Source organism: Citrobacter sp. Cf088 (assembly GCF_030334295.1).
GTDB lineage: Bacteria > Pseudomonadota > Gammaproteobacteria > Enterobacterales > Enterobacteriaceae > Citrobacter > Citrobacter freundii.
The window spans coordinates 23,276-47,865 of sequence record NZ_JAOWEE010000032.1; the positions used below are offsets into that span (position 1 = coordinate 23,276).

At 48.2% G+C, this 24,590-nt stretch carries 31 protein-coding genes; 4 read left to right on the plus strand and 27 right to left on the minus strand.

Annotated elements, in window-relative coordinates; genetic code table 11:
- Positions 1-15: 15 nt before the first annotated feature.
- The 23 genes from OGV71_RS02945 to OGV71_RS03055 all read right to left on the minus strand — a co-directional run bounded on the left by OGV71_RS02945 (position 16) and on the right by OGV71_RS03055 (position 20,490).
- Positions 16-2,451 carry a phosphoadenosine phosphosulfate reductase domain-containing protein gene (locus OGV71_RS02945; RefSeq protein WP_007372324.1) on the minus strand — a complete coding sequence of 812 codons (2,436 nt, stop codon included), beginning with the start codon at positions 2,449-2,451 and terminating at the stop codon, positions 16-18.
- A gap of 89 nt (positions 2,452-2,540) precedes the next feature.
- Positions 2,541-2,906, minus strand: a complete 366-nt coding sequence (locus OGV71_RS02950; RefSeq protein WP_008786579.1) for a hypothetical protein — start codon at positions 2,904-2,906, stop codon at positions 2,541-2,543.
- 126 nt (positions 2,907-3,032) lie between these two features.
- Positions 3,033-3,233, minus strand: coding sequence for a hypothetical protein (locus OGV71_RS02955; protein WP_007372322.1), 201 nt, complete (start codon positions 3,231-3,233; stop codon positions 3,033-3,035).
- 122 nt (positions 3,234-3,355) lie between these two features.
- A complete protein-coding gene (gene dnaB / locus OGV71_RS02960) occupies positions 3,356-4,768 on the minus strand; it encodes a replicative DNA helicase (protein WP_007372321.1) in 1,413 nt (470 codons plus the stop codon).
- A 14-nt stretch (positions 4,769-4,782) separates the two neighbouring features.
- Positions 4,783-5,151, minus strand: coding sequence for a hypothetical protein (locus tag OGV71_RS02965; RefSeq protein WP_007372320.1), 369 nt, complete (start codon positions 5,149-5,151; stop codon positions 4,783-4,785).
- Entirely contained in the window at positions 5,148-5,657 is a 510-nt protein-coding gene (locus tag OGV71_RS02970; protein ID WP_223307977.1) for a hypothetical protein, read from the minus strand. Before OGV71_RS02970 ends, OGV71_RS02965 begins: the two co-directional genes overlap by 4 nt.
- Before the next feature lie 185 nt (positions 5,658-5,842).
- Positions 5,843-7,018 (minus strand): ParB/RepB/Spo0J family partition protein, encoded by a 1,176-nt coding sequence (locus tag OGV71_RS02975; protein WP_007372318.1) that lies wholly within the window; start codon positions 7,016-7,018, stop codon positions 5,843-5,845.
- 158 nt (positions 7,019-7,176) lie between these two features.
- Positions 7,177-7,863 carry a hypothetical protein gene (locus tag OGV71_RS02980; protein WP_016241554.1) on the minus strand — a complete coding sequence of 229 codons (687 nt, stop codon included), beginning with the start codon at positions 7,861-7,863 and terminating at the stop codon, positions 7,177-7,179.
- Positions 7,864-7,883: 20 nt separating this feature from the next.
- Positions 7,884-8,633, minus strand: coding sequence for a hypothetical protein (locus tag OGV71_RS02985; RefSeq protein WP_007372317.1), 750 nt, complete (start codon positions 8,631-8,633; stop codon positions 7,884-7,886).
- A gap of 1 nt (position 8,634) precedes the next feature.
- Positions 8,635-8,952, minus strand: a complete 318-nt coding sequence (locus OGV71_RS02990) for a hypothetical protein (protein ID WP_007372316.1) — start codon at positions 8,950-8,952, stop codon at positions 8,635-8,637.
- Positions 8,953-9,593: 641 nt separating this feature from the next.
- Positions 9,594-11,225 (minus strand): AAA family ATPase, encoded by a 1,632-nt coding sequence (locus OGV71_RS02995; RefSeq protein ID WP_008786582.1) that lies wholly within the window; start codon positions 11,223-11,225, stop codon positions 9,594-9,596.
- 40 nt (positions 11,226-11,265) lie between these two features.
- On the minus strand, positions 11,266-11,751 hold the full coding sequence (locus tag OGV71_RS03000; RefSeq protein WP_172745723.1) for a hypothetical protein: 486 nt from the start codon (positions 11,749-11,751) through the stop codon (positions 11,266-11,268).
- A 39-nt stretch (positions 11,752-11,790) separates the two neighbouring features.
- Entirely contained in the window at positions 11,791-12,795 is a 1,005-nt protein-coding gene (locus OGV71_RS03005) for a ParB family protein (protein ID WP_007372313.1), read from the minus strand.
- Complete coding sequence (locus tag OGV71_RS03010; RefSeq protein WP_007372312.1) at positions 12,792-14,045, minus strand: ParA family protein; 1,254 nt, start codon at positions 14,043-14,045, stop codon at positions 12,792-12,794. The genes OGV71_RS03005 and OGV71_RS03010 overlap by 4 nt, the downstream gene beginning before the upstream one ends.
- A 663-nt stretch (positions 14,046-14,708) precedes the next feature.
- Entirely contained in the window at positions 14,709-14,978 is a 270-nt protein-coding gene (locus OGV71_RS03015) for a hypothetical protein (RefSeq protein WP_008786584.1), read from the minus strand.
- A gap of 46 nt (positions 14,979-15,024) precedes the next feature.
- On the minus strand, positions 15,025-15,546 hold the full coding sequence (locus OGV71_RS03020; RefSeq protein ID WP_007372310.1) for a hypothetical protein: 522 nt from the start codon (positions 15,544-15,546) through the stop codon (positions 15,025-15,027).
- A 455-nt stretch (positions 15,547-16,001) separates the two neighbouring features.
- Entirely contained in the window at positions 16,002-16,253 is a 252-nt protein-coding gene (locus tag OGV71_RS03025) for a hypothetical protein (protein WP_024196080.1), read from the minus strand.
- A 421-nt stretch (positions 16,254-16,674) separates the two neighbouring features.
- On the minus strand, positions 16,675-17,517 hold the full coding sequence (locus tag OGV71_RS03030; protein WP_007372307.1) for an HNH endonuclease signature motif containing protein: 843 nt from the start codon (positions 17,515-17,517) through the stop codon (positions 16,675-16,677).
- 567 nt (positions 17,518-18,084) lie between these two features.
- Complete coding sequence (locus tag OGV71_RS03035; protein ID WP_007372306.1) at positions 18,085-18,249, minus strand: hypothetical protein; 165 nt, start codon at positions 18,247-18,249, stop codon at positions 18,085-18,087.
- A gap of 286 nt (positions 18,250-18,535) precedes the next feature.
- Positions 18,536-18,979, minus strand: a complete 444-nt coding sequence (locus tag OGV71_RS03040; RefSeq protein WP_007372305.1) for a hypothetical protein — start codon at positions 18,977-18,979, stop codon at positions 18,536-18,538.
- Positions 18,980-19,038: 59 nt separating this feature from the next.
- Positions 19,039-19,317, minus strand: coding sequence for a hypothetical protein (locus OGV71_RS03045; RefSeq protein WP_007372304.1), 279 nt, complete (start codon positions 19,315-19,317; stop codon positions 19,039-19,041).
- The gene (locus OGV71_RS03050; protein ID WP_007372303.1) at positions 19,289-20,131 is read right to left on the minus strand and encodes a hypothetical protein; all 843 of its coding nucleotides are present in this window, start codon (positions 20,129-20,131) and stop codon (positions 19,289-19,291) included. Before OGV71_RS03050 ends, OGV71_RS03045 begins: the two co-directional genes overlap by 29 nt.
- Positions 20,132-20,172: 41 nt before the next feature.
- On the minus strand, positions 20,173-20,490 hold the full coding sequence (locus OGV71_RS03055) for a hypothetical protein (RefSeq protein ID WP_016241555.1): 318 nt from the start codon (positions 20,488-20,490) through the stop codon (positions 20,173-20,175).
- A 154-nt stretch (positions 20,491-20,644) separates the two neighbouring features.
- Here OGV71_RS03055 and OGV71_RS03060 point away from each other — a divergent pair, with 154 nt between their 5' ends.
- The 3 genes from OGV71_RS03060 to OGV71_RS03070 are packed head-to-tail and all read left to right on the plus strand — an operon-like array spanning position 20,645 to position 21,814.
- Positions 20,645-21,085: an Xre family toxin-antitoxin system antitoxin gene (locus tag OGV71_RS03060; protein ID WP_007372301.1), complete on the plus strand. Its 441-nt coding sequence runs from the start codon at positions 20,645-20,647 to the stop codon at positions 21,083-21,085.
- On the plus strand, positions 21,082-21,540 hold the full coding sequence (locus OGV71_RS03065) for an RES family NAD+ phosphorylase (protein ID WP_008786589.1): 459 nt from the start codon (positions 21,082-21,084) through the stop codon (positions 21,538-21,540). Before OGV71_RS03060 ends, OGV71_RS03065 begins: the two co-directional genes overlap by 4 nt.
- A gap of 43 nt (positions 21,541-21,583) precedes the next feature.
- The gene (locus OGV71_RS03070) at positions 21,584-21,814 is read left to right on the plus strand and encodes a hypothetical protein (RefSeq protein ID WP_007372299.1); all 231 of its coding nucleotides are present in this window, start codon (positions 21,584-21,586) and stop codon (positions 21,812-21,814) included.
- Between the two features lie 67 nt (positions 21,815-21,881).
- On the opposite strand, the gene OGV71_RS03075 is transcribed toward OGV71_RS03070, so the two are convergent.
- From OGV71_RS03075 to OGV71_RS03090, 4 genes are all read right to left on the minus strand, one after another.
- Positions 21,882-22,148 carry a hypothetical protein gene (locus tag OGV71_RS03075; protein ID WP_007372298.1) on the minus strand — a complete coding sequence of 89 codons (267 nt, stop codon included), beginning with the start codon at positions 22,146-22,148 and terminating at the stop codon, positions 21,882-21,884.
- A 49-nt stretch (positions 22,149-22,197) separates the two neighbouring features.
- Positions 22,198-22,752 (minus strand): hypothetical protein, encoded by a 555-nt coding sequence (locus OGV71_RS03080; protein ID WP_007372297.1) that lies wholly within the window; start codon positions 22,750-22,752, stop codon positions 22,198-22,200.
- 158 nt (positions 22,753-22,910) lie between these two features.
- Entirely contained in the window at positions 22,911-23,252 is a 342-nt protein-coding gene (locus OGV71_RS03085) for a hypothetical protein (RefSeq protein ID WP_007372296.1), read from the minus strand.
- A 118-nt stretch (positions 23,253-23,370) separates the two neighbouring features.
- Positions 23,371-23,814 (minus strand): hypothetical protein, encoded by a 444-nt coding sequence (locus OGV71_RS03090; protein ID WP_007372295.1) that lies wholly within the window; start codon positions 23,812-23,814, stop codon positions 23,371-23,373.
- A 237-nt stretch (positions 23,815-24,051) separates the two neighbouring features.
- On the opposite strand from OGV71_RS03090, the gene OGV71_RS03095 reads away from it, so the two are divergent.
- Positions 24,052-24,390, plus strand: a complete 339-nt coding sequence (locus OGV71_RS03095; RefSeq protein ID WP_007372294.1) for a hypothetical protein — start codon at positions 24,052-24,054, stop codon at positions 24,388-24,390.
- Positions 24,391-24,590 lie beyond the last annotated feature (200 nt).

Sequence of the window (24,590 nt, forward strand, 5' to 3'; positions counted from 1 at the left end):
CTTTATTCCAGGCAGTTAAGCCGCCTCACAAAATTCACTCTGACCAATGCTTGTTAAACCTGACAATTGCCACAGCCTGATTAACCGCATCATTATTTTGATATGGATCCGTAACGCGTCCGCGTTCTGAGTTGCCAGTTCCTGTATGTGTATCAGGCCAAGGCTCAACTCTTTATGGCTATTGAGTTCATAAAGCGCACGTCGATAAATATTGAACATCTCACGAGCCACCAGCGATTTAAGGACTTCCGGTACTGAAGCACAGTGCGCGAAAGCTCGGGCCCGCTCCTGTCTCCAGTAGCGGCGCAGCGCATTTGATGTATCAGGTTTGTTGCCCACGTCACTCATCACAAGACACCAGGCATTGGTCTGGTTGATCAGGACAGTTTCCAGGCTGTTTTTGCACAGCGTTTTCTCGTCCATAAGCTCGTTATGGCTTTCCTGGCGTAAGACGCGATGCAGCCAGAACCCAAATTCTGTCATGCGGGTCATGTGGTACTGGATGGTGAAAGCGAGGTTAGCCCACCATTTAAAACGAATGATCCGGGCCTCCAGCGTTCTTTTCAGAACATGCTGGTATTTCTCGGTCGAGAGGATGCGAAGGTCTTTTCGAGCTGTGATCCCTTCCATCGACTGGAATCCGGTCAGGCCGAGTCGATGGTAGGTTTGACCACGCTGCATCATTTTGTGATACAAGGCTGACTTACCTTTGCACAGAGATACCGTGCCGAAACGCAGGTAGAACTGCGCCGCGCTCCCAGCGGTGTACGCCCCGCTCTCAATAGCAGATTTAAGGCGTGGGTATTCCACCCATAACACAAAGCTTGCAGACTCTTCATCTACGGTAACTTCGTTATCTTCGCTGAAACTGACAACACGACGGTGGCCGTCTCTTGTCTTGATGACACGTGCGGCGCGTTCGTCATCTCCGCCGTCGAAATAGGTCATTTCCGCAACAGGATCAGCCAGCCCATCAAATAGTGAGTCATCGCCAAATTTCCCCACCTTCAGCCAGACTGCTTTAGGGATTGGGGACTGAGGGACTACAGGCATCGTCGGTTCATCAGTCAACAGATCCAGCTCGCCGTGGGCCCAGACGCGGTGGTAGATCTCCAGTGCCCTAAAAGGCTTGTCATTGAAATGATGGAAAGCCCACATGAAATCGACATGCACAACGGCTTCTTCGCTGACGATGCGGAACTGAGGCCGGGACATGCGACGGTTATGCGCATTGTCTTCCAGCAAGCCGTAAGCGAGTTTCTCGGCAACGTCATCGGCGCGTTGCTGCTCTACGTAGTCGGCGCTACAGCAGATGTGTAACAGACGTTCCAGGAATTTCGGCGAGTATACATCTGGCTGGATCTTAATATACCCACCTTCGTATACCGTGCGGCCCACTGGATGGCGGTCTTCCCAGGCATAACGGCGTTTGGCAATGAAACGCTGAAGCCGGTTCAGGATAGCCATATAGCCATATTTCTCCGGGTCGGCATTCAGCAGGTTTTCCATAGAGCGGTCGAGCCCTACAGCCTGGCAAAGGTAACAGCCAAATCGTGAACCACAGGCGCTTTTTGCTTTTTCAGAACCCGTCCAGACACATTCGCCCGTAGCCTCTTTGTAGAGCTCAGCAGTTTCATTATTGTTAGGCAGGTAACTGGGTAACGCAAAACGAGCCTCATCCCCGGACGATAGCAGGAATTCCCATACGTTCCCCTGATGCCAGTGACGGATCGGATAGAGCTCACCGCCCTCTTTTGTCTGTTTAACGTCTTCAGCGCTCCCGCCTTTTTTTTCGATGTTCATGGCACGGGTTGTGCTCTCTGCATCACGGGAACCCAGCAGCAGACAAACGCGCTGACGAACGGCTTTAGGCAGTCCTCGCATGTACTCGGCACGGGCCCGACGTGCAGGATCGACCTTCAAGTCGATCGAGCACTGTCTGGCGGAACTATTTGAAAATGTTGGCAATCCTCGCCCTGAAAGGATGCGGCCAGTCCACCCAGATGTCAGTCCAGGCTTACCAATTACAATGCTCAGCGGTAACTGGTGCTTTTCAACGAATGCCTCAAGTTCGGCGAGTTTTGTGTCTGCCAGCCAGCGGACGGCTGGATTCTCGATGCCCGTGTCGGTGTGGATCACATAGTGATGCTGGCTGATGTTTGTGCCATTGCGGGTAGCCCTTACCAGCGCCATCAGGAAGAGGTGCAGAACGCACTCAGAGTCCTTTCCTGATGAATACGCCAGGCTCATAGTCCAGCCGTCAGTAAGCGCTTTATAAATGGCGTTTGTGCCGGTGGTGATAAGATTGGCCATGCTCGTGCCAGTGCTGGCATCGACATAATTCAGGTCTTCGTCATTAGCCAGTGTTTGCCAAACCGTATCCCATTTATCCCCGGTAAGGATTGGGGCAAGGGTCGGTTCTGATGTGCCAAAGTCGATTACCTGTTGCATGGTTCACCTGTTTATTTATTCGTTTTGTATATTTATTTAAACACGGGCGTACCAGCTGACGAATAAGGCCAGCGGTATTATTTAATGATTTATTTAGTAATCGGGGATGGAAATAATTGATCAAGACAACTCATTGGTTTGCCAATGGCATTTGTGAGCTTTAGAATTTCTCCCGGCGTAACTGCCTTAAGCATTTCAGAGCGCCCTTCACGGATATATTCATCTACAGACATATTCCGCCATCCTGCTTTTGGTCGATTACTGCAACCTTGCCAGTTTGAATCAGCATTATCCCGACGAAGAACATATACATCGATAGAGCGAGTTAACCCTGCACCGAACGCAGCCTGAGCAGTAATTTTCACTTCAGATCCATCCTTGCGTTTAATGACCTGCGATATACGCGTGATTAACTCTTCAGGTGCGGATGCGTTGTTCTGAGTTTCATTTGTCATAAAACACCTCGTGAATATTGTCCGGTTTGTTTACTTATTAAATCACGAGGCATTCGGGTGACGAAGTGATGTTCAGAAAGATACTTTTCTTTGCTGGAGCAGGCTTAACCGTTGGTTGTCTGGATGCTACCATTCATAAGAAATGACGGTTAGCGTATCACTCACCTGTTCTTTGGTGATCTTTGGTTTTACCGGTTCGGGTAAAATTGTAATCGAAATTTGAATAGTTGCCGTTGCCTGTTGCTTTTTATCACCACTATTTCCCTCATCCTGTGCCAGTGCATTCCATGAAACAACGAATAATAAAGCTGAGAGTATCGTTTTCATTTTACACCTATATAAAAGATTGCTGTCCGTAGAACCATTATCTATCGGGCCAATCAGCTGGCGAAATTAAACAGTCGAAAACCTTTAATTAAATATCAGGATAAGGTCAGTAGCTTTTATGGTCAGTCGTCATCATGATACTCAGGGCCACCATAATTATCAAATCGAGACCATTGACCATTAAATGTGAGACGTACTGTCCCTATAGGCCCGTTGCGCTGTTTACCTATGATAATTTCGGCTATACCTTTCATATCGCTATTTTCGTGATAGACCTCATCACGGTAAATAAACATGATCAGGTCAGCATCCTGCTCAATGGAGCCTGACTCTCGCAAATCTGAGTTTACCGGACGTTTATCGGCACGTTGTTCAAGCGAGCGGTTTAGTTGCGATAAAGCGATTACCGGTACATTCAGCTCTTTTGCCAGTGCTTTCAGAGATCGGGAGATTTCAGCAATTTCCAGAGTTCTGTTGTCAGATAACGACGGTACACGCATCAACTGAAGGTAGTCGATCATAATGAGGCTAAGCCCACCGTGTTCGCGGGACAATCGACGCGCCCGGGAGCGAACGTCCATAGGTGTTAGGCCAGAGCTGTCATCAATGTAAATGTTCTTTTTTTCCAGCAGCAGTCCCATTGTGCCGGATAACCGGGCCCAGTCCTCGTCATCGAGCTGTCCGGTTCGGATGCTGGTCTGGTTGACGCGTGATAGCGATGCCAGTGAGCGCATCATGAGCTGTTCCGTAGGCATTTCCAGGCTGAAAATCATGACGGGCTTATCGTTTGTCAGCGATACATTCTCGCAGATGTTCATTGCAAACGTAGTTTTCCCCATTGAGGGTCTGGCAGCGATAATAATCAAATCCGAGGGCTGTAGACCGGCTGTCTTCTTGTTCACGTCCACGTAGCCGGTATCAACTCCAGTGACCCCGTCATGGGGACGCTGGAACAAGGCTTCAATCTTGGTAACGGTTCTGTCCAGAATGCTGCTGATATTTTCCGGCCCACCGCTTTTATTTCCCCTTTGCTCTGCAATCTGGAAAATCCGGCTTTCTGCAAGATCAAGCAATTCGTCACTTGTCCTACCTTCCGGGTTGTAACCGGCCTCGGTTATTTCGTTGGCAACTTTTATCATTTCCCTGATTACGGCACGTTCCCTGACGATCTGCGCGTAGGCAATTATATTTGCCGCACTGGGCGTATTTTTTGACAGTTCTGCCAGATAGGCGAAACCGCCGAGACTATCCAGCTTACCTTCTCCCTCGTTTTCGATGTGCTCAGCGAGGGTTATCAAATCAATCGGGAATTGATTCGCAACGAGCGATCTCATTGCAGAGAAAATTGAGCGATGCGGTCGAGAACTAAAATCCTGCTCACTAACGATTTCTGCCACATCATCCCATCTCTGGTTTTCAAGCATTAACCCGCCCAGCACGGACTGTTCCGCTTCTATCGATTGCGGAGGGGTTTTTAAGCTGTATTCAGCTGTTTGCTTTGTCTCACCTGTTTCGGTAAACGAGATGTCCGCCATAGTCATAAGTGGCCTCAGAGGTTCTGGAATAGCTTTTGTTTTTGTAATTGTCGTGCGCATTCCGATACCAACTCCGGGTAACTGGATGCTATTGCCTTTAGAATTGCTTCAGAGAGCTCATTCGCTTCATCAGAGCGGCCCACCAGCCTCAGCTCGGCTACTGTACCGGGGTCGCAGTTTGTCAGGTTGGCGCGGGCGTAATTGACTTTCAGCCGCGCCAGAAATTCCACCCCGGGCTTGCGCTTCACCGCGTGGACAGAAAGTGTTTTTCGGCAAAATCGACCAGCTGTACGGCGTTCGTGATGCTCCAGAGCTTTTGCTTCCAGCTCCTGCCCGGCGATAACGGTCACATAGAGGCTACTAATCAACGCCGATACATTCATGCAGCAATCCCCCGCTTATTAGCCAGCGCAACGGTATCCAGAAGTACGAAGTCATCAAGCAGGTTCAGTCCTGCGGGCGTCTTCTGATCACGCCATAGCGCATCCAGTACATCGGTGTCTGGCATTCCCGTTGGGATTAGGCTTAGAAGTTCGGATAACGTATCTACCTGTAGCATGTGGCAGATAGAAGCCAGCATTATTCCCTCTGACGCTTTATCCATAAGACCACCGATCAGAATCTGAATTTCCGGGGTCATAACAAAATGCTCATAATTGGATTTATTGAATCGGCACTGAATGAGTTTATAACCCTTGAACTCAGTAATTAACTCCTGAAGGAATACATGCAGCATATCTGGTTTTGTTTTTCTAATAGCCGCTACCTGCATTGCAATTTTTAAAATGCCATCATCAACTCTTTCGTGCGGGCATCCTGCGGAGGAATAAATACTTTTTGCCTTTTCGAGCCAATTTTGCAGCTCGATATAATTAGTCTGAATATTCAACGCGACCCCCATTGCTATCCAAAAAAGTCTATAACCCTGATATTTTAATGCGCTCCTGTCTATCATCGAAAAATTTAAGACAGCAAAATGCGGCCATTTATATGTGCAAAAATATGAGCCGGTTTATCCGGCCCATCAGAATGAAAAGGAATTTTATGCAGGTCTGTTAAAGACCTGCTGGGAGGTTAGTACACCGGGTGCAGCTGAGTCTCTTCAGTTTCACCATTCTGCTGGTTAGCGCCATCGGTATCGGCATCAGTCGCATCGTCAGCACCGCCGTTGTTTTCAGCACTATCACCGTCGTTGTCACCATTAGCTTCAGCATCTTCTGCCTGTTTTGCTGATTCCAGTTCAGCCAGGGTAGCCATCAGAGTACGGGCCATTTCAGGAGTCAGGCGTAAGACGACTTCTTCCGGCACGGTTTCCGTAATTTCGATCTGATTTTCATGCTCACCTTCCGGCTGCGGCGGGATCTGGTCGCGCAGCTGGCTCAGGGTTGGCAACAGGCTGTCGAAGGTTTTACGGATAACTTTCGGTTTCAGGCCAGTCTTTTTCTTGGAACTCACGAATTTGGCAGTGACGCGGGTTTTCCCAGCTCCTTCTGCCTTTTTCAGGGATTCCATCAGGACTTCATACGGGTCGCGGTCAGTACCCTGACATTCGTTAATAACGTCAACGGCAACGTCACCAGATACCTTATCTTCTTTCACCAGCATCTTGATGCTGAAGTCAGCGTTTGCCAGCACGATACTGCGGCGAACGGTGACCAGAGAGACACCCAGACGCTGAGCAATCGACTCAATGGTGTGACCCCAGCCAATCAGGCGCTTGAAGCCTTCAGCGCGTTCCACCATCTTCAACTGAAGGGAGTTGGCGCTCTCGATCATGTTGTAGACTTCTTCGTCCTTGCCGCCTTCAAATTCCTCGACGGTGATTTTCTGGAAGCTCGCGCCCTCAGCAATCGCCATCATCAGGCCAGCAAAACGGTGGTGGCCATCAATGATTTTCAGGCGGGTTACGCCTTCCACTACTACTGGTTTAACGCGGATGACAGGCACTGACTGAGGACGTTCCAGATAAGCGTGTTTGAACATTACCGCACGGTCATAATTTACGTCGCGGAGGTTCAGTCCCTCTTCCACAAACAACCAGTACGGGCTCACCGCAAAGACGTTGTTACGCCCGATATCGGCTTCTTCGAACTGTTCCGTATTGCCGCTTTTACGCGCTTTGGTTACGAAATCGCTCAGTGCTCGGAGTGATGATGGCGCTTTGTCTAAGCTGCGCATCAGTACCGCAGCGCCTTCCAGATTTTCCAGGGTACGGCTTTGTTCGAAGATAGCTTTAACGTCGGTGTTCATGGTGTTTCTCCGCTTTAGTTATTGTGTCGCGAGGTTCGTTGCTTGCTGTAAATCCAGTTAAACACACACCAAACAGGTGACGAAGCGTATTTGGGGACAAAATGTCTCTTTTTTTTCGGGTACATAAAAAAGCCCTGTAATCCAGTGATTACAAGGCCTTAGCTCGTAATGATGACATCAAGATGGCGACGTTTTTCGATTTTGACCGCATTTTTCATCAAAATTGTCATCACTTCATTTAGTTTTGAACTCTCCCCTTCCTCATATGAACCCCAAGGTAGGAATGGAGTAGGACTATTGATATTGAATGCAACGCCCGTAGGGCATCGCCATGCAGTTGGCTTCTTTGAGTCAGGTTCCCATTTCACCAGGAGTATTGGCGCGTTACAGTCGATGTCATCGATGGCTGGTATAGCCTCATATAAAAACACTCCCGCATCATCCCCACTGAAGAAAGCTAGATGCTTATACGCGCTGGCAAAAGAGACTACGCCCGCGAAAAGGCCCACAACGATGAGGTTAAGGTTCGATGTTTTGTGACGGATACGTTTTTGCTTCAGGCGAACCATTGTCAGGGCTGACAAGAAGATAGCCACCAGCCCCCCGGCTCCTGCGAACCAAACGGAATTGATTTGCAGGAAGGAAATCAAATCACGATGCTCTCTCTGGTTTTCTTCAAGCATCAACGACACAAAAGTTGTTGTTACTGGCATTGATATCAGGAATATCGTGATCATCACTATTGCAAAAGTCTGTATGGAATAGCGGTCTCTATTTTCCTCTATAACAGAATTAAAGGATAACAGATAAACAAATGTAAATAATAAAATGGAAAGAAGGTACATTGGTTATGCCTTTTTTTGGGTTATCGCTGAATTCTTTTATTTAATTCTGTTCTGAAAAATGCATACAAGAACTGCCACCCATCACCATGAGCCGTTCTGAAATCTTTTTCAGGGAGTACCGGAAAACCAAATTTAAAATTATCTTTTCCAGTGTGGCGCTGGCAAAAGTGCGCAAGCTCATGTGCCACTACGCCTTTGATATGATCCAGTTGATTGATTGAATAAAATGCTCCGATGTCCTTACGCTGCTCTATATGTGCGTACTCATGGTAGCGATAGCGCGGTGTATCACTGTCAGGATAAATGGACGATGGTGAAATAGTGATTGAGCTCCTGCCGCCCCATGAATGTTTGGCACTCCAGTTGACCCGAACTTCAGGCGCAGGGCCGGTGAAACCATATGCCTGTCTATAGAGGTGCAGAAGATACCCTGAATACAGAAAAACAACTTTCTCCGCCGTCATAACGCGAGAAACGCCATAGCGAGCAACTGCCCTATCTCTGGCTGTCAGAACGGGGGTTTTTACCCGTGGGGAGAATAATTTTGTTGGGCTGAATAGCCAGACTTCTGAATCGTCATCAGGCATATCCAGTATCACCTGAATTTCTTCAGGCGACCCAACTCGTTGATGCCACCTTTCAAGATTATCGCCCACTTCATTCAGGCTGATTAAATCATCGGCATTCTCGTAGAATAACCAGATCAGCGTTCCTCGTGGGAGTGCTTTCTCAGCTGTAATATGTGAGAGGATAATTTGACGTGGTGTCATCTTATTCGCCACAGTTCCCGGATGCTTCTATCAGTTTTATTTTTGTTGCTTCTGCCGCCTGCATTTTTTGTTTCATCTTCTCAATGCTAGCGGTCACACGGCGGGCGCACCATTGATACGCTGCCTGACGTGATTCGAAAAACTCATAATCCGCGTGCAGGTAAACTGATGTGCCGTAGGAGACGGACATACGGTAACCCTTCGGCGTTTCATTGATGACTTCCCGTTCTTCTACACAGTTTTCAAACTCAGGGACATAATCCACGAATCGACGACGCAGAATGCAAAACAGCACCTTTATTTGGTTTTCATCAGTCATTTGTTATCCTCGTTATTCTTCTTATTTATCATCAACCTTTCTTAATTGTCGATGCTGAATACGGCGGAGCGGATTTCACGCTTGGCCTGCTGACGGGCGCGGTGTTTGCTTACACGAAGAGATCTATCGTATGCATTGTTTTTACGATAGCCACGCGAGCGGCACAGTGAACAAGTGCAGCCTTCTACTGAATAGAAAATCCCAAACGGTTTCATAAGTATCACCTTTAAGCTTGATAATAATGTTTATCATAGCTGGAGTTATTCAGGTGACGAATAGTTAAGGGGCGCGTTTTGCTTGGGTTTTTACACTATCGTTTATTGAGTCGATGAGGTCGGAAATAGAAAGGAGTTTTCTGCCAAAGAATAGTTTTCGTCTGGCTTCTATTTCGTAGCGGAAGGGTTCAATAATTTCATCTTCATGCATGATTACGAAACGATAGCCGTTATTAAGGAGTTTATGCAGCTTGTTTGTTTTTTTTCTTATGGGACTTAGCTTAAACATTGTTATCAACTTCTCATCATGATCACCTGAATTGTTATAACACAGTTATTTCCGACACGCTGCTGCTTTTGCTGAAGAACTCGGATTGCTTTGGGCTGGGCCAGCAGGTTGTATGCCGGGCGAACCCGGCATCGTTATCACAGGGCTTTTTCTTTTCCCTTTCGTTCTATCCCACGAAACATCGCGCATTTCCGCACAATATCCAGTGTCGGGATGCTACCACTCCCCTGCTCTTTCACGCTCATTCGCAACGTGAGCCGTAGCAACATCTTGATGTCACGTGGTGGAAGTTCTGGGTAAGTGTTTACAAGTGATCTGACCAGTTCATCAGGAATGTTCACGCCAAAGTTCTCACCCATAATCTTCCAGATCTTTTGGGCATCTGATTTCTCCGGCACATCATAGTGAATGATTGCAGCGCATCTTGGTATGATAGCCTCATCGATGTCACTACCCCGGTTGCTTGTCATGAACATCAACCCATCGAAATACTCCAGTGTACGGAGGAACTCCGCAACGATGGCATTTTGAGTCAGTGATGCTCCACGCTGCATGACAAACACATCGGCTTCGTCCAGAAGCAGGACACAGTTCCAGCGTTTAGCCCGGGTCAGAATCGTCCGCAGATTTTTCTCAATGTCATCGGCGTTGGTTCCCAGTGCGCCAGCATGAATTGAGTACAGGGGCCGTTCAATGACCTCTGCATACACTTCAGCAGTTAATGTCTTCCCAAGTCCGGGTGAGCCCACGCACATGATGATGTTACCCGCGCTTTTCCCTTCAACAATATCGCTGGTGAAAGCGCTGATATCCGTGGTCAGTATATCGAGTAAATCACGGTGGTCTTCCGGCAAAACCATCTTTTTTGGCAGTTCTTTATCATACTTGTATGGTTCTACGTTATTGGCATGTATCCAGATAAAGTCTTGCAGCGAGAGATCAAAATAACGCTGCACAGGAATTTCGGGTAAAAGGCCAAACTGGTCATCTTCAAAAAGAGGCGACTCCACTTCTGCACCGTAGGCATCGCACTCACTATCAGGCAAATCGTGTATCAGTTTATGCCCTGCTATTTCCAGATTCCGGTCGCTGTAGCTATACGATTCCATTCTGACAGCCCTGCCGGTTGCTTTAAACTGATTGCCAAATTGCCCGTCGACCACTTCCTTAAACCGCGTTAGTTGTTCCAGGTACTCTTGTTTCAGCTCATGCGTTTCATGGTAGATATCACGGTCGGCCAGTGTCTTAGCGACACTGCGCCGCGCCACCTCATTAGGCTCGAAATTCAGGGCGGTAAGCTGGGTTCCGTAAACCTTTTTGGAGTGCGAATATTCGCCGAACCCATACCAGCTGATTTGTAACAATAGTGATGGGGGACGGTCAGAGTTTTTTTCTGATTTTACTTCTTTTATTGCTGTAACAAGACCGGGGTACAGGTTGCCGTCATGACCGCGTCGGTATATCCAGCCATCAATTCGATTTGACTTCAGATACTGTAGTAACACACGACCGAATGCCGGAAAACTGCTCACAGGCTTATCGAAATCACCTTCCAGTGCAGTGATGATCGATTCAAGAGCTCGTCGATTTTTTGACTCTCCATCACCACGACATGCCTGTAAAAGTTCATTCAGATCATCCCGAGATAAACATAGCGGATCGACGGCAATCTCATCGTCAGAACTACGGTGGCTATAACGATTACGTAAAGCCTCAAATGTTGGGCTTGTGGTAGCTTTTAGTGTTTCTGTTTTTATCGTGAGTGCCATAGCCGTCCTCGTCAGTAATTTACTTTGATATGCCTTAAGTTCACATGGAAGGGGCAACTTCGAACGCATTAGGAACTCTGATCCGCGAGCCTATTTCCAGTTTAATGGTTGCCTTTACGTATTCACCCTCCTTCAGATAGGTGATGTCTTGGTTATGAAATGTTGACTTTTCATGTGTAGCCCACCATTCCATAGAGCTTGGGATTTTTAACGTTAGCCCAAGATGTTCAGTGAGATAGCATACTCCCATGTTTGAGTAGGTCTTAACGGGGTTCGGGTAGAATTGAAAGTTACCCTCTACGAGACAATCAGTACGAGGATCGATGAACGAAAGGAAAACGCTAAAAGTACCCTGACGTTTTAGCTCGGCGTAAGCCTCAAGAATCGTGAAACGCTTTAATGCGTCATTTGAAAACAGGGTTACAATTTTTTCCGAAAGCATAGCCACCTCATGAGCTGTTTTTTTCCTATTATCAACCGGTGTCTCCTCCTGACGAATAGGTTTGCGGCCAAAAAAAAACTGCACCAGGAGGTGCAGTTTCGATAATCAAGCAATGGCGAATTGTTATTTTTCGCTACTCAGTTTATCCGTAATAAATGCTTCAATTTCTGCCATGAGCTCGGTACTCATTCGGTTAAATTCAAAGCGAACTTTACGGCCTGATGCATTTTTGCTGATACGGGCGTATTTGTCCTTATTAGCAAAATTAGCCAGATCACGGGTTTCCCAACTTTTTGCAGGTGGCTTTTGATCGAGTAATTCAACCGCCTTTGTGATCTGCGCCATGACAATTTTCTGCGCTTCCGGGATGTCACTGATGTCCAGATTAGCAATTTCTTCTTTCACCCTATCAACTACATCTGCAAGAATGAAAAGGTTGCTCTCTACGTATTTCTGAAGTTTGGACAACCGGCTGTAGAAGGAGTTTGGTATACCTTCATAATCCGGGAACAGAGCTATCAACGAACCGTCAATACGCGCCGCCTGAATACGTTTAAAGACTGACACATGGCTTATGCCAAGAAAGAGGGCAAGCTCTTCATTTTTGGTGAATCCTTTTTCCTGCATTAGTTCCAGATACTGAAGCCCAACCTCTCGGTATGAGAATCGGCGTGATGTTTGTGCAGCGGTAATAATCGCCTTGATGTCCTCAGCTGATAGATCATCTGGTAGCACCCATAAAGGCAGATCTTTTTGAGCCGCAATACAGCAAAAACGTCTGCGGCTACCTTCAATAAGCAGGTACACGCCATCACGTTTAACGGCAACACCTTCAGTATCAACACCCCTTGACTCAATTTGTTGCAGGATATCTCGTACTGCGTTTGTGGTAAGCGCTTCCTGATTTCGCGGGTTCATTGGGTGAACGGCGGTCTCAGTAGCGACATTTTCAGCTGCTACAGTGACGTGCTCAGCTTCAAGTTTTCGCCCGTTATGAAGGGTAAAGAGTTTCTTAATGCGAGGGGGACTCTTAAGGTTAGCTAACCCGGAACGGTGGCCTACATCGGTTCGCTTTGGCGTATTTAGATAACGCGATTTATCGTTTCCGATATGCTGTTCATCACTCATGCGTTAACTCCTTCCTTCGCTGAAAAACTCTTTATCTCATTAATAAACTGTTGATATACGGACATTACGGATTCTTCGGCAATATCCAGCTGCTTTGGTGAACATAACTCTTCAGATTTCTTAATATCGAGAACCGACCTACCCCGTGACGCAGCTGCTTTGAATGCTTCAGAGTTTTTGATATTGGTTGCCATAAACAGGTCTTGAACGGTTCGAATTAACTTATCGAGGACTATTTTTTCGTATGGGCTTTTATCATCGACGTTAACGGCCAGTACTTTAAACCATTTAATATTTTCACCTTTATTGGGAGACTGACGGAATCGCTCACTGATCGTCAGCATAAAATCAGTTGTGGATGCATAGTCGTATTCTCGCGGAGAAACTGCGACAAGAATACCGTCAGCGGCCTCATCAGCGGCCCAGATAATTGGCGAGTCTTCTGGAGGGGTATCGAAGATAATAAGGTCATACTTAGCTTTCAGGACTGGCATTATCACTTCTTTGAATCGTAGCAACAACTGAGTGCGCTCTTCTTTACTGCACTGCCAGTATTTATCTTTGAATCTCGCATCGGTTGGGAACGCAGTAATTACATCAAGATTTGGCAGATGGGTTGAGAACGGCATATTCTCAATGATTTCAGCCTCAGAGTAACCCATGTCGAGGTATTTTTTATATTCAGAACCTTCTTCATACACGCCCAGGATTGCGTCGATTGCAGTCAGGAATACGTCGTCTTCAGATACGCTTTGAATCATACCGCTACCAATAGAGCCTTGCGGATCCCATTCAATTACTAAAACTCTGGCATTCAACTGGAGATCAAGTGCTGCTGCTACAGCCAGAGCCACTGAGGTCGTGCTTTTTCCTGTCCCACCTTTATGATTCTGAACAATGATTGTTCGGCTCTGGTAGTAATCTCTATAGCGCGGATAACCCAGGGCATCCATAATATTCTGGACATCCCAGCGGGTATAAAGGTGGTTTTTGTTCTGATAAATAGGTTGACCCACCAGCCTTTTTTCTTCGAGATCAGCGAGAATTTTATTGAAGGTAACTCGAGATTTTCCAAAGAAGTCGGAGAGATTTTTTTTATTCAGGCAGTGGTTATAGATAAGGCGATCTACCCCCTCCACACTGTCATCTGATACAGATACCCGGGAAGAAGCCAGTAACGATTCTTTCAATGAAATTTGTTCGGACTTCATGCGTTGCCCGACAAGGGCAATTTTATCTATTAGATTCATTCTCGTCATACCCTCAAACCTGAATTATGAATTTAAACGCATATGCGTATACTTTACGTATAATGCGTAAAATGACGCTCTATGCGTATAATTGTAACGGCAATCAGATTGAGACGCTAACATTCTATTTTGTTTTTTCTTCATTTTGCGATCTCGAAATGCAGTTCAATGACACATCATCTTTCTCTTCTGGCGATTAAGGGGGTTAAGTAATCCACGGGGCGGGCAGAACCCGGAGAGACTGACTGGCGATTAAGGGGGTTAAGTAACCCACGGGTCGGGCAGAACCCGGAGATGCTGGCTGGCGATTAAGGGGGTTAAGTGACCCACTGTACGGGCAGAAACCGGAGAGGCTGGCTGGCGATTAAGGGGGTTAAGTGACCCACTGTACGGGCAGAAACCGGAGAGGCTGGCTGGCGATTAAGGGGGTTAAGTGACCCACGGTACGGGCAGAACCCGGAGAGGCTGACTGGCGATTAAGGGTGTTAAGTAATCCACGGGTCGGGCAGAACCCGGAGATGCTGGCTGGCGATTAAGGGGGTTAAGTGACTTAGCGCTGGAGGATACGCCCTGCAACTATTGGTAAATGAATGACAAGGTTTCCCGTAAGACCCATCAAATAAAAAAGCCTCTGAAGTAGAGGCTCTTGGGTATTCGATATAGTTAGGCTAATTCGTCCGGGTCGTTGATGGCACTAACGAAGAACTCCGTGCGGTAATCATTCCCCCATCCCAACCAGACAGAAGGTGAACCCTCCTTTGCCAACGAACGGTCACCCGTCATGCTGTCCGCTTGGACAGGAACTGTCACGCATTCTTTAATAGTATCGGCCTCGGCAACCAGTCCAGTACTCTGGGTTTCAAATCCGGCAATTACGACAACAGCATCAGGGTCGTGTAGCTGAAGCTGGGCGATAAGCTCTTTAACTTTCATAGTGATCCTCTGCGCTAGAATTATCCAATTCTACCACGCTTGATGGTCAGGCGTATAAGTGCTTACTGTACAGCTCGAAAGCTTCATCATGTTCCAAATCGTCCAGGATAACGATATCAGGGCCATGTTCTTTTTTGATTTGTGCGATGTATGAAGCGTATTGAGCCTGGCTTTTGTAGCCCACTGTCCAAAGTCTACCTTCGCGTAAGACGCAGATTTTCTTGCGGTAAACCTTCTTGAAACTTGATTTAGTTTTCCGGTTACGCTCCTCGTCACTGACAAGCTGGTCGATTACTTCAATCAGGTTTGAGTCTATGAGAAATGGCTTGCCATTGTGTTCGCCAAGGCAGATTGGCAGAAGACCCTTCGCATATGATTCGGCCTGGCGGAACAGCTCTTTTTTTCCTGGTTCGAACAGTACGCGAGTTTCGCCACCATGCCCATCATTATCAGCTGTACCTATGCTCAGCCCGTCGAAGAGGACAGTAGCGTTAAAGCAGACTGTTTCCTGGCTCATGCCAGTATAGATTTTGAGGCCTTTCAATTTGATTCTTGTCTGAGTGTTCATTGTGTGTTCCCCGCTTTCTAATTGTGATTCTATTTTCAATCACCTTGAGCAGGTGACGAAGTGATACGGAGAAATAATTGTTGGGTCGCCTGATAGCCGGGCTGGTGGCAGCCGCAACCCTTAGTCAGTACTTCGGGATCGTAGTTCCGAAAAGCCACAACAGTCTCCACAGCGTTTTGGGGGTGTTAACCCCCATACGCTTTGAGACTTTGCCCTAGCGGGCCGCGAATTCGCCTAATCGCCCCGTGAGGGCTCTATTCGAATTTACATGTCGTGCCTGCTTCGCTTGAGAGCGAAGCTTTTGGACGGCGATTGCCCGCGTGGCGGGCAGACATTTTTACGTGCGCATTGCGCACGATTTTCTTCGGTTACATTACAGGGCTGGCTGGGGATTGGCTTATTGCAATATTCTACAACGAAGCTGGGAACGGCTGGCTGGAACGCGAAGATTTAAATCATACTCTATATCGACTGATATCAACGACGGTATCAGCGGGGTCTGTTGCCAGCTTACAGGTCACTTGACCTTCCTGATCCAGCATCAGTGTCGCGGTTAACGGTTCATTTTGAGCATCGATTACAGTGACATTCACGCGTAACCGTGTTGGAAGCATCATCAGAATTCGCGTAGGGCTCTCTGATAATGACACGTTTCTGGCTTGCAGAACCGCTAAAACACTCTTCATTAACTCTGCTTGGTCGATCATATAGTCACATGCCACTGGATGTATTGGGATGAAATCGTGCCTACCGCAGGGCTACACGAAAGATATAAATCAGTATGACATGCGGGCCGGACTCAAACCATCAATTACTGGAACCAGTCCGAAGATAGCGCTCTGGTTTTTATGCTGTTGAATTTACATAGTTGTTATTTAGTGAATTATTCGTACCTTATCATTCACTGATATCACTTAAATTCAAAGTGAACAGGAGAGGATTGGATTAAAAGTCCATAAAATATGAATTAAAAGTGCGCTAGGAAATGCGATAAACTGATTGATTTGTTTTGATATGGTTTTTATGTGAATTATCGGTGAGTTACTTGTGTGCTACTTATCTCCATGCTGCTATGCCTTTCCAATAAATAGATTGGATAGGGCAGGGAGATGGAAGAGGGGAGAGGGCTTACTCCGCAGGTGATTTCACTTTAAATTCAAGCCATCTTGCCCCGAGCCTGTTTTTATCCAGATTGTAGAACAACGGTTTTATACAGACCCCTTCATACTCAGGGAACTCTATACCGCTGGCGAAGTGAATCTGTAGTGTATCAGGATCAATACCCATCATGTTTGTGTCAAACAGCCTGTGGAATGTTGGTGATAGCAAAATGCCGTTACTGGCGTTATAGCAGCCTGCTACGGATGTTGGTTCAATATGTGCTGCCTCCAGCACACCGTTGAGGTGTTTGCCCGATACCGCGCACAGGCTTCCGAAATTCTTATCCACCAACTCACGGAACTGAGACTGGACATGCACATCGCGAACGCTAACCTCTCGGCGGAAGCTCGGGGAGCGCATACGGATATCTGCATGGGGGAGGTGACCGCGTGGTAATGGCAATACAGCCGGTTGCTCATCCATTACTGGATTCTGCTCCTCGCAGTAGGTGTCCACGGACTCAATCAAACGGGATGTGTCATTACCAAATCGGCGAGTGAACCAGAGCCTGAAGTGAGCCAACCGTGATGCCGGAATTTTGTTACGTGCGTACTCCTGAGCATTCTCCTTTTCGATTTCAGTATTTAGTAAAGCCAGACGGGCCTGAGAAGCACGAATTTCTTCCTGGACTCTGAGATATCCTGCCAGTAGACAAACTTTGGATTCCTGATGTTCAGGCCGTCGCGGATAACCAGATCCTGTTTCAACCACGCCAAAGGCTTTGTACCGGAACATTCGGGGAAAAAGCGTTAATGCCACCCGGTTGTTACGACGAACGAGGGAACGAATCAGATTGGTTATCTTCCTCATGTTCTGAATAGTGCGGGGAGAAAAGAACGCGGCGTATTACCTCTGCTCTATCTATTCCCGACATTATCCCTCTGCGAATGACACCACGGAGGTGAGCATTATGTCTTGCCCCGCTTACTAGGCCGAACTCACGGGACAAACTGACATACTCTTTCAGGAGGTGATGCTTAGGGTCGGTAAACGCCTCTGGAGGAATCACCTGATATGCAACTGACGAAAGTATACGGAAAGTCAGTTCAGATGCTGTCCAGCCCTCACGCCGAAGCCGAATAATTGTTATAACGAGATCATCGATACCAGGCATATCCGGTTCGATATATAGGGACATCAGAGTGTCGTTCATTCCGGGAGGAAGGCTAGCAGAGTGTGACGGGTTGCTCATAGGGTAAGGTACTGATCGGACGTAGAAGAAGCGCTTATGTTACGGAATTCGCTCTGGTGGGTTTTAGCTCCAGTGGCGAACGCTGGAACTACGGGTAAAAAAATCCCCGGTTTACCGGGGAAGTTAACAACTACCTCCAGAAGGGTTGGAGGCAAAGCCGGTTGGGCGACCGGCCACAGGGAATGCTACGGCTTAATGCCGAGTACTACACCGCCATAGACCAGGTACATCACGATGGCGAACAGCATGAAGAAATGGGTTACCGGGTGCGCCAGCGCGGCTGCTGCCGCATTGCTTGCGCTGAGCTTCAGTGAGCCAAAAGAGTGATTACGAACAGCTTGTGCTTTCATGGGTCGCTCCTGATAACGGGTTACATGTTGTGGCTTCTGTATCCAGTATCTGGTGAGTGACTCAGGTGACGAAGAAAACCAGGGCATAAAAAGCCCTGTATTTTCAGAAAGATAATATCGGTTTCGTTTTGTGTTGTGCTTGCTATTCCGGGCATAAAAAAACCGCCTGGTGAACCAGACGGCTTTGGGATAAACAGGCTTTACACAGACAGGTCAGTGGATCATTTAAGTCACTTAACCCCCTTAATCGCCAGTGTATTGCCACCAGCAGTACGTGGTCTAACGCTTAAATATCGTAGCGACCTTCTTTGATTTGCTGGAGCTGTTCAGCCAGCACCTTCGCCAGTGGTTCGGCTTCTTCTTCATCATCAAGATTGTCGATGAGCGTCAGATTCGACTCACCCGCACGGCGGGCATAAACCCCATACGCTCGCTGGCCGGAGATATCGGTGACCGAAGTCTGAGAGTGATCGCAGATGATATTGCCGTGACGGTCTACCGGCCCGAAGCTGATGGCTTCATAATCCGCATCGTGGCCCAATGGTAAATCGCGCAAAACAAACAGGCGTAATGGGAGAACGTCGTACTCAGCACCACATTTTGCTGCCACATCCAGATCGTTAATTTCACGGAGAAAATCTTTCGCTACCACCGAGTCAGAATGCATCCGGTAAATGGTCGATGCGGCCCAGATTGCACCAGCATAAAATTGTGATTCTTCTTTTGTCATTTAGCACCTGCTCTTATTGTCATGGGTATGCCGGTCGAACGGTATCCCCGTGCAGACCGTCAGTAAACGGTTATTTCCTTTGCGCAGCAGTCGCATTGGTATTCGTTGATACCACCAGTTGCGACCCAGTTTATTGCGCCGCAGCGGCAACTCAACAGCTGGCGCATACCAGGAGCAAGTGCCCGCTCTGAAAACGACTCAACCGGGACTTCGCCCGGGTAGTAGTAACCTTTTATCAGCTTGCTGCGTGAATGCCCGTCAGTGTCGGTGTAATGCAGATACACCTTCCGGGTATAAATCATACCCGAGTCAGTGCCGAACTGCGTTTTCAGAAGCATACATATCCTCCAGACGCTGAATACATTGTTGTGCGGCCTTATCAAGTAGTTCAGCCGTGGGTTCATCATAGATGCCACGTACCAGCAGACCAAATATTTCCGGGTCTACAGACAAATCGTACATGCATACGCGAACGCCAAGCGCTGTACGTAGCGCATAGACATGGCGGTTAGGCTTTCCGCCGATACCGGTGACTGACGCGACATTTTCAAAATTACCAGGGTTAACCAGGTTAATCACGGGGCACGATATACACTCAGGGATCCGCTTCAGAGCCACAGCATCCAGATACAGGCTGTGGCCCACTTTCAGGTTTTTTGGCAACGCTTGCAACGGCATGGCTTCGAGGGCCAGATTTTCTTCAAGATGCAGGTTATCCGGCAAAGTGGTAATACGGGTGTTTGACAGCATCATACTGCCAGCTACTTTCAGCGTATCCGGCAGATAGGCGATATCAGTACACATGATGTCCAGAACGCGGCCCACCGTCAGATTTTCCGGCAGATACTTAAGACGTGAAGAATTCGCCATGAGCGTACCGGTAATGGTCAGGTTGTCAGGGAGAGATTCCAGCTCAGAGTAGCTGATAAACAGATTGCGGGCCACCAGCCCGGCAGGGATGCTATGAATGCCCGACAGAATGGTCAGGGTGTTCGTCACGGTCAGATTCGCGGGAATATAGTCGCAGGGAATTGCCGGATCTTCTGGCTCAAGCGTAAACCCGACACGAAGATCGCCTTCAACGATGATTCGTCCGTCCTGAAGGGTAAAGGCCACACCATTCGCTGCCAGTTTATCAATGAAGTCTGTCATATCGGTTTCCTTTTAATGGCCCGACGAGCCGGGCCGGAGGTTCAGAGTTTGCTGACAAAGTTCTGCTGCGTGAACAGGTACATATCGTCCTGCTCATTGAACATGCACAGATTTTCGAGGATGCGCTTTTCAATCCAGACGACCGGCTTTTCACGCATATCCTTCGCGAGCGAAAAGGTGTTTCGCAGCCGGGTAATGCGGTGCTGATCATTGATTGCCTGGTGAATTGCGGCCTTTGACGCTGCCGCCTGCTTTTTTACGTTGTTGCGGGCACACCATAATTCGCCACTAGCGGCTGATGCCCGCGCTGCTGGCTGACGTGAGGAGTCCAGTTGGTCATAACGTAAGAGATTCGGCATGATGCCCCCTGTCATAGTTTTGTCGTTATTGACCTATTATCTGGCAGGTGGGGCTGGTGACGAAGGGCGCTGAGGTTGTCTGATGGTTAAAAGATTGCCGTTAGTGTTCCATATGGTATAATTGAATTACCAAATGGGAGGGCTAGTTATGACGATGAAAGTTTTTTCTCCAGACGTTACCAAAACGAATCAGCACTGCTTATGGCAGGTTGCTGGGCTGGATAATGACGGTATCGCGCTGATGGATAAAATCAATCACGGTCTCGATGGCACAGTAGCTAAGCACATTTCTGAATGGGCTAACATCACGCCGTCTGAGCTGCGCAAAATGTCGGGTATACCTAATACGACGTTTAATCGTAGCATCAAAGACCGTTTCACTGCCGATCAGAGCGAACGTCTGGTGCGCATTATCCGCGTAATTGAACGCGCTGTAGAGCTGTTTGAAGGTGACAAAGAAGCGGCGCACAAATGGCTGAACGAAGCGAACCGTGGTCTGAGCTGGAAATCACCGGCAGAGCTTGTTTCTTCTGAGACAGGTGCGCTTGAAGTGATGCGCCTGATTACGCGTATTGAGCACGGGGTATACTCGTGATCCTTTACCGACTGACCAAGACCCGTTATCTGATGACTGCGTGGTCTGGTCTGGGTGCGAAAGAAACGGGGGGCCGCTGGAACAGCGTAGGCACTGCAATGGTCTACCTGTCTGAAACGGCCAGCCTTACCATGCTTGAAACGCTGGTACACATTCACGCGCCGCAGTTACTGGACGACTTTACACTGCTGAGTCTTGATGTACCGGATGATCAGATCCAGACCTTCGACATGAGCCGTCTCCCTGATAACTGGGCGAGTGAGGATGCTCCTGCTGAGCTGGCGCTCTACGGTGATAACTGGGCTGAAAGCGGTTCTTCTATCGCGCTGCGTATTCCAAGTGCGTTGTCTCCGGTTGAATTTAACTACTTGCTGAATCCGGCACACCCTGAACTCTTTGACCTGATGGCTACGGTTAAGAAAATTCCGTTCCGGTTTGATTCCCGCCTGAAATAACACACAGGCAACTCCCCGGCATTGACGAACTGAGGTGTCTCTGATGATTCAGAAAGCGAAAGTCGCTAAAGCGTTTATCTCTGTAATTGCCTTGTTCGCCTTTGTCTACTGGGGACTTGATCCCGATTCAATTTGTCAGGCAGTTGGTGACGCATCTCAAACCTGCGGTTACTCCGGCAAGAATGGCGATGCGAGTCTGGTTGGTTCCGTGTTTGCTCTGATGCTGACGGTGTTGGCGGGTGCGATGCTTTGGGCGTGGGTCAGGAAAGGCTAATCAGAACTCTTGCAACTCCCTCCGTGATGCCGGGTGACGCTCCTCACTGAGCGCCACCAGTCAGTCATTACAAACGGGTTGATGATTCAATCGCGGGCGGAAGGCTACTATTCAGCGCGTCGAACCCGCCAAATGCCCGGCCCTCTTTTGTCAGCACCAGATGCATCGGCGTTTCGTTGATATTACGGGCGATGTAATCGTTGATGAATGCCCGCGCCTGATCGGCATTTTTAACCTCTGCTGTTTCCGGCATGGAGTTATGGGAACGATTAAAGACGACAGAGACATAATTCCCTTCAATTCTTACCGGGCGAGTCGATACGGTGAGTTTCATGGTCATTTTCCTGTAGTGAGTGTTGTGTGTATTGGTGTTCTGCCACTATCTACTGCAACGTTGCGGCCACAGGGCGAAGAATTGCTATCGCCTTTGATAACGCCTGCCGCTCACCACCATCAAGGATTCTGACTGCTTCTACGCAAGCCGCTTCTGCTGTATCAGCACGTTCTACCAACGTCCTGACGGTATTTTCATATGATCCGCAATCAGGCTCCTGATTGCTGTCTTCGCTCAGCGTGTTCCATGACTCAGTGAGGTTAACTGCAACAGCGACCAATTGGTCAGTGCTGATATCACCTTTTACGCAACGGCAGGCCACTTCAGCGCCCAGACGTTCAGCAATGTCGTAGTACCAGACTCCCGGTTCTTCAGATGCCTGATACGCAGGTTCGCAGGCTTTACAGATCTGCTCTGCGGCATCCAACATCCAGTGAGCACATTCAATTTCGCCACCAGCCAGCGTTTCACAGATCATTGTCTGTACGCTGTCACAGTTGAAGGTGAGGGGGATAGGATTAGCCACTGATAATGCGGTCAGACGGGAGACTTCATGCTGGAAGCCCTGAAACATGAACATGGCGCAGATAGCTGGATTTAACATGGTAGACCCCTGTAGTTATGTGTGTTGTTCGTTTTGTTTACATAACCAGTTAACCACGCTCCCCGCAGGTGACGAAGGCTTTCGGGGCAGAAAATTCACAAAAAAAACCGACCATTAAGGCCGGTTATGATCTGGAGTATATGGGGCTGAAAACCGCGTTATGCCTTCACTTTCGCCATAAACAGCTGCATGGTTTCTTCAGCAAGCGGAGTGCCAACCTGCTCAAGAACATACTCCGCGACATGCGGGGTGAGAATGAAGTCGATAAACTCCGGCAAGGACATGCTGTTCAGGCTCGGTAGCTGTCTGGACAGTGCATTCTGGTAATTTTCCACTTCACCCAGTTTGCGCTCGGGCCAGCCCACCAGCTCAGGGTGCTTTTCCTTAAGTGCGAGGCCGCGCTCCGGGAAACTGTTACTGATGGGGTGTCTGGCGAGGGTGGGGATCAGGAGATTCGCCAGAAAATCCACTTTCTCGTAATCAAGACAGACAGAATTCATATAGGTTTACCTCTTGCCACTGGCTATGATGTTCGCTTGCTATCTGGAAAACTCTACCAAAGCGGCTGGCGATATCTCATTGAAAACGCCAGCAGAATGCGGTCATTTCCAGCAGGAGTTACCCCATCTGATAACTGTCATAAGATGCCCCGCAGGCTTCCACCAGCGCATCCAGATCACCGGTAAACTCTCTGGCCCGCTTCATCAATGCACGGTGTAATTCCGCTGGTGGAATGTCATCGCTACTCTTCGCCGGGTATTCAACACTGAACGCGATGGTAAACGCATGGCTATACCACGGCCCGGCATTCTGGTTTTCAAAGCGGGCCATCAGCTGGCTTTCGGTTGTATCGGTAGCAAATGTATCGAGGTGGACGACATCGACCGGCACGTTGAGTGCCCCGGCAGTGGTTGATGCCAGCTGCCGGGCTTCGTCTCCTCGCTCTGGTGGTGCGCAGTAGAGACATTTCCCGTTCAGTACCACCAGCGTCTGACCGTAGGTCGTACTGACGATACTCACGGTGTTAGCCGGTTGCGGGTGTGTGGTTGCAGTGTGCTGCATGGTGTTCTCCATTAGGTCACTCACATGGCAACCAGCTTACCCGGCACAATTCAGCTGACGAAATCAGGACGGACTGGTGTATATCGTTCGCAAAATAAAGATATTTTTTATCATCAGCACCGGTAGTTACGGGGCAAATTGCAGGTATCCGGTACAATGGTGATATGAAGGGCATTACATGCAGAATCGTGTGGCCCGGCAGACGGATACCGAATATCAGCAGAAGGAACCAGGACAATGCAGGAACTCGACTTTGACCATATCCAGATAAACCTGAACCCGCGAGCGTGTGCTGTCACACCTATCCCGGAAGACCTGAAAAGGGAGCTGGCTTATCTGGGCGCTATCGCAGAGAGAAAGAAATTCGCGGCAAGCCTGATTGTTAATCTCTACAACCCGGACGTTTGCGGGGCGAATATGTACAAACTCACGGCCTATTGCCGTAACGAGTCATGCGATACCCTTCGCGATGGCATGATGACCCTGATACAGCTTTGTGCATACATGGAGTCACATGAGATCTATGGCGAGACGTTTGTCAAAAAGCTGATTAAACAATGGGAGTTTCGTAAGTAGTCTGCTGCTTCAAAATACCTTTCTGACAGGGCGCTATGTGCGCCCTTTTATTTTAAAAAAACGGGAAGGTCTTGCCCGGGTATTACCTGCTATTTTCAACTACCAAACCACAACGGCAGAAGAAAATTGACCAGTCGAAGCAATTCGACCAGGAGTTCGACATACAGGAAATGGAAGTCTTTCATAACAGTCTCTTCATA

Coding starts and splice junctions, on each gene's coding strand:
- OGV71_RS03095 (WP_007372294.1), top strand. CDS start 24,052: ATGCAGGAACTCGACTTTGACCATATCCAGATAAACCTGAACCCGCGA.
- OGV71_RS03055 (WP_016241555.1), bottom strand. CDS start 20,490: ATGCCGAATCTCTTACGTTATGACCAACTGGACTCCTCACGTCAGCCA.
- OGV71_RS03070 (WP_007372299.1), top strand. CDS start 21,584: ATGATTCAGAAAGCGAAAGTCGCTAAAGCGTTTATCTCTGTAATTGCC.
- OGV71_RS02945 (WP_007372324.1), bottom strand. CDS start 2,451: ATGCAACAGGTAATCGACTTTGGCACATCAGAACCGACCCTTGCCCCA.
- OGV71_RS02965 (WP_007372320.1), bottom strand. CDS start 5,151: ATGAATGTATCGGCGTTGATTAGTAGCCTCTATGTGACCGTTATCGCC.
- OGV71_RS03005 (WP_007372313.1), bottom strand. CDS start 12,795: ATGAGTGATGAACAGCATATCGGAAACGATAAATCGCGTTATCTAAAT.
- OGV71_RS03035 (WP_007372306.1), bottom strand. CDS start 18,249: ATGAAAGCACAAGCTGTTCGTAATCACTCTTTTGGCTCACTGAAGCTC.
- OGV71_RS03075 (WP_007372298.1), bottom strand. CDS start 22,148: ATGAAACTCACCGTATCGACTCGCCCGGTAAGAATTGAAGGGAATTAT.
- dnaB (WP_007372321.1), bottom strand. CDS start 4,768: ATGGCGGACATCTCGTTTACCGAAACAGGTGAGACAAAGCAAACAGCT.
- OGV71_RS02975 (WP_007372318.1), bottom strand. CDS start 7,018: ATGAACACCGACGTTAAAGCTATCTTCGAACAAAGCCGTACCCTGGAA.
- OGV71_RS03045 (WP_007372304.1), bottom strand. CDS start 19,317: ATGCTTCTGAAAACGCAGTTCGGCACTGACTCGGGTATGATTTATACC.
- OGV71_RS03080 (WP_007372297.1), bottom strand. CDS start 22,752: ATGTTAAATCCAGCTATCTGCGCCATGTTCATGTTTCAGGGCTTCCAG.
- OGV71_RS03090 (WP_007372295.1), bottom strand. CDS start 23,814: ATGCAGCACACTGCAACCACACACCCGCAACCGGCTAACACCGTGAGT.
- OGV71_RS02950 (WP_008786579.1), bottom strand. CDS start 2,906: ATGACAAATGAAACTCAGAACAACGCATCCGCACCTGAAGAGTTAATC.
- OGV71_RS03040 (WP_007372305.1), bottom strand. CDS start 18,979: ATGACAAAAGAAGAATCACAATTTTATGCTGGTGCAATCTGGGCCGCA.
- OGV71_RS03015 (WP_008786584.1), bottom strand. CDS start 14,978: ATGAAAGTTAAAGAGCTTATCGCCCAGCTTCAGCTACACGACCCTGAT.
- OGV71_RS03060 (WP_007372301.1), top strand. CDS start 20,645: ATGAAAGTTTTTTCTCCAGACGTTACCAAAACGAATCAGCACTGCTTA.
- OGV71_RS02980 (WP_016241554.1), bottom strand. CDS start 7,863: ATGTACCTTCTTTCCATTTTATTATTTACATTTGTTTATCTGTTATCC.
- OGV71_RS03085 (WP_007372296.1), bottom strand. CDS start 23,252: ATGAATTCTGTCTGTCTTGATTACGAGAAAGTGGATTTTCTGGCGAAT.
- OGV71_RS03030 (WP_007372307.1), bottom strand. CDS start 17,517: ATGAGGAAGATAACCAATCTGATTCGTTCCCTCGTTCGTCGTAACAAC.
- OGV71_RS03050 (WP_007372303.1), bottom strand. CDS start 20,131: ATGACAGACTTCATTGATAAACTGGCAGCGAATGGTGTGGCCTTTACC.
- OGV71_RS03025 (WP_024196080.1), bottom strand. CDS start 16,253: ATGATCGACCAAGCAGAGTTAATGAAGAGTGTTTTAGCGGTTCTGCAA.
- OGV71_RS02955 (WP_007372322.1), bottom strand. CDS start 3,233: ATGAAAACGATACTCTCAGCTTTATTATTCGTTGTTTCATGGAATGCA.
- OGV71_RS03020 (WP_007372310.1), bottom strand. CDS start 15,546: ATGAACACTCAGACAAGAATCAAATTGAAAGGCCTCAAAATCTATACT.
- OGV71_RS02995 (WP_008786582.1), bottom strand. CDS start 11,225: ATGGCACTCACGATAAAAACAGAAACACTAAAAGCTACCACAAGCCCA.
- OGV71_RS02985 (WP_007372317.1), bottom strand. CDS start 8,633: ATGACACCACGTCAAATTATCCTCTCACATATTACAGCTGAGAAAGCA.
- OGV71_RS03010 (WP_007372312.1), bottom strand. CDS start 14,045: ATGAATCTAATAGATAAAATTGCCCTTGTCGGGCAACGCATGAAGTCC.
- OGV71_RS02990 (WP_007372316.1), bottom strand. CDS start 8,952: ATGACTGATGAAAACCAAATAAAGGTGCTGTTTTGCATTCTGCGTCGT.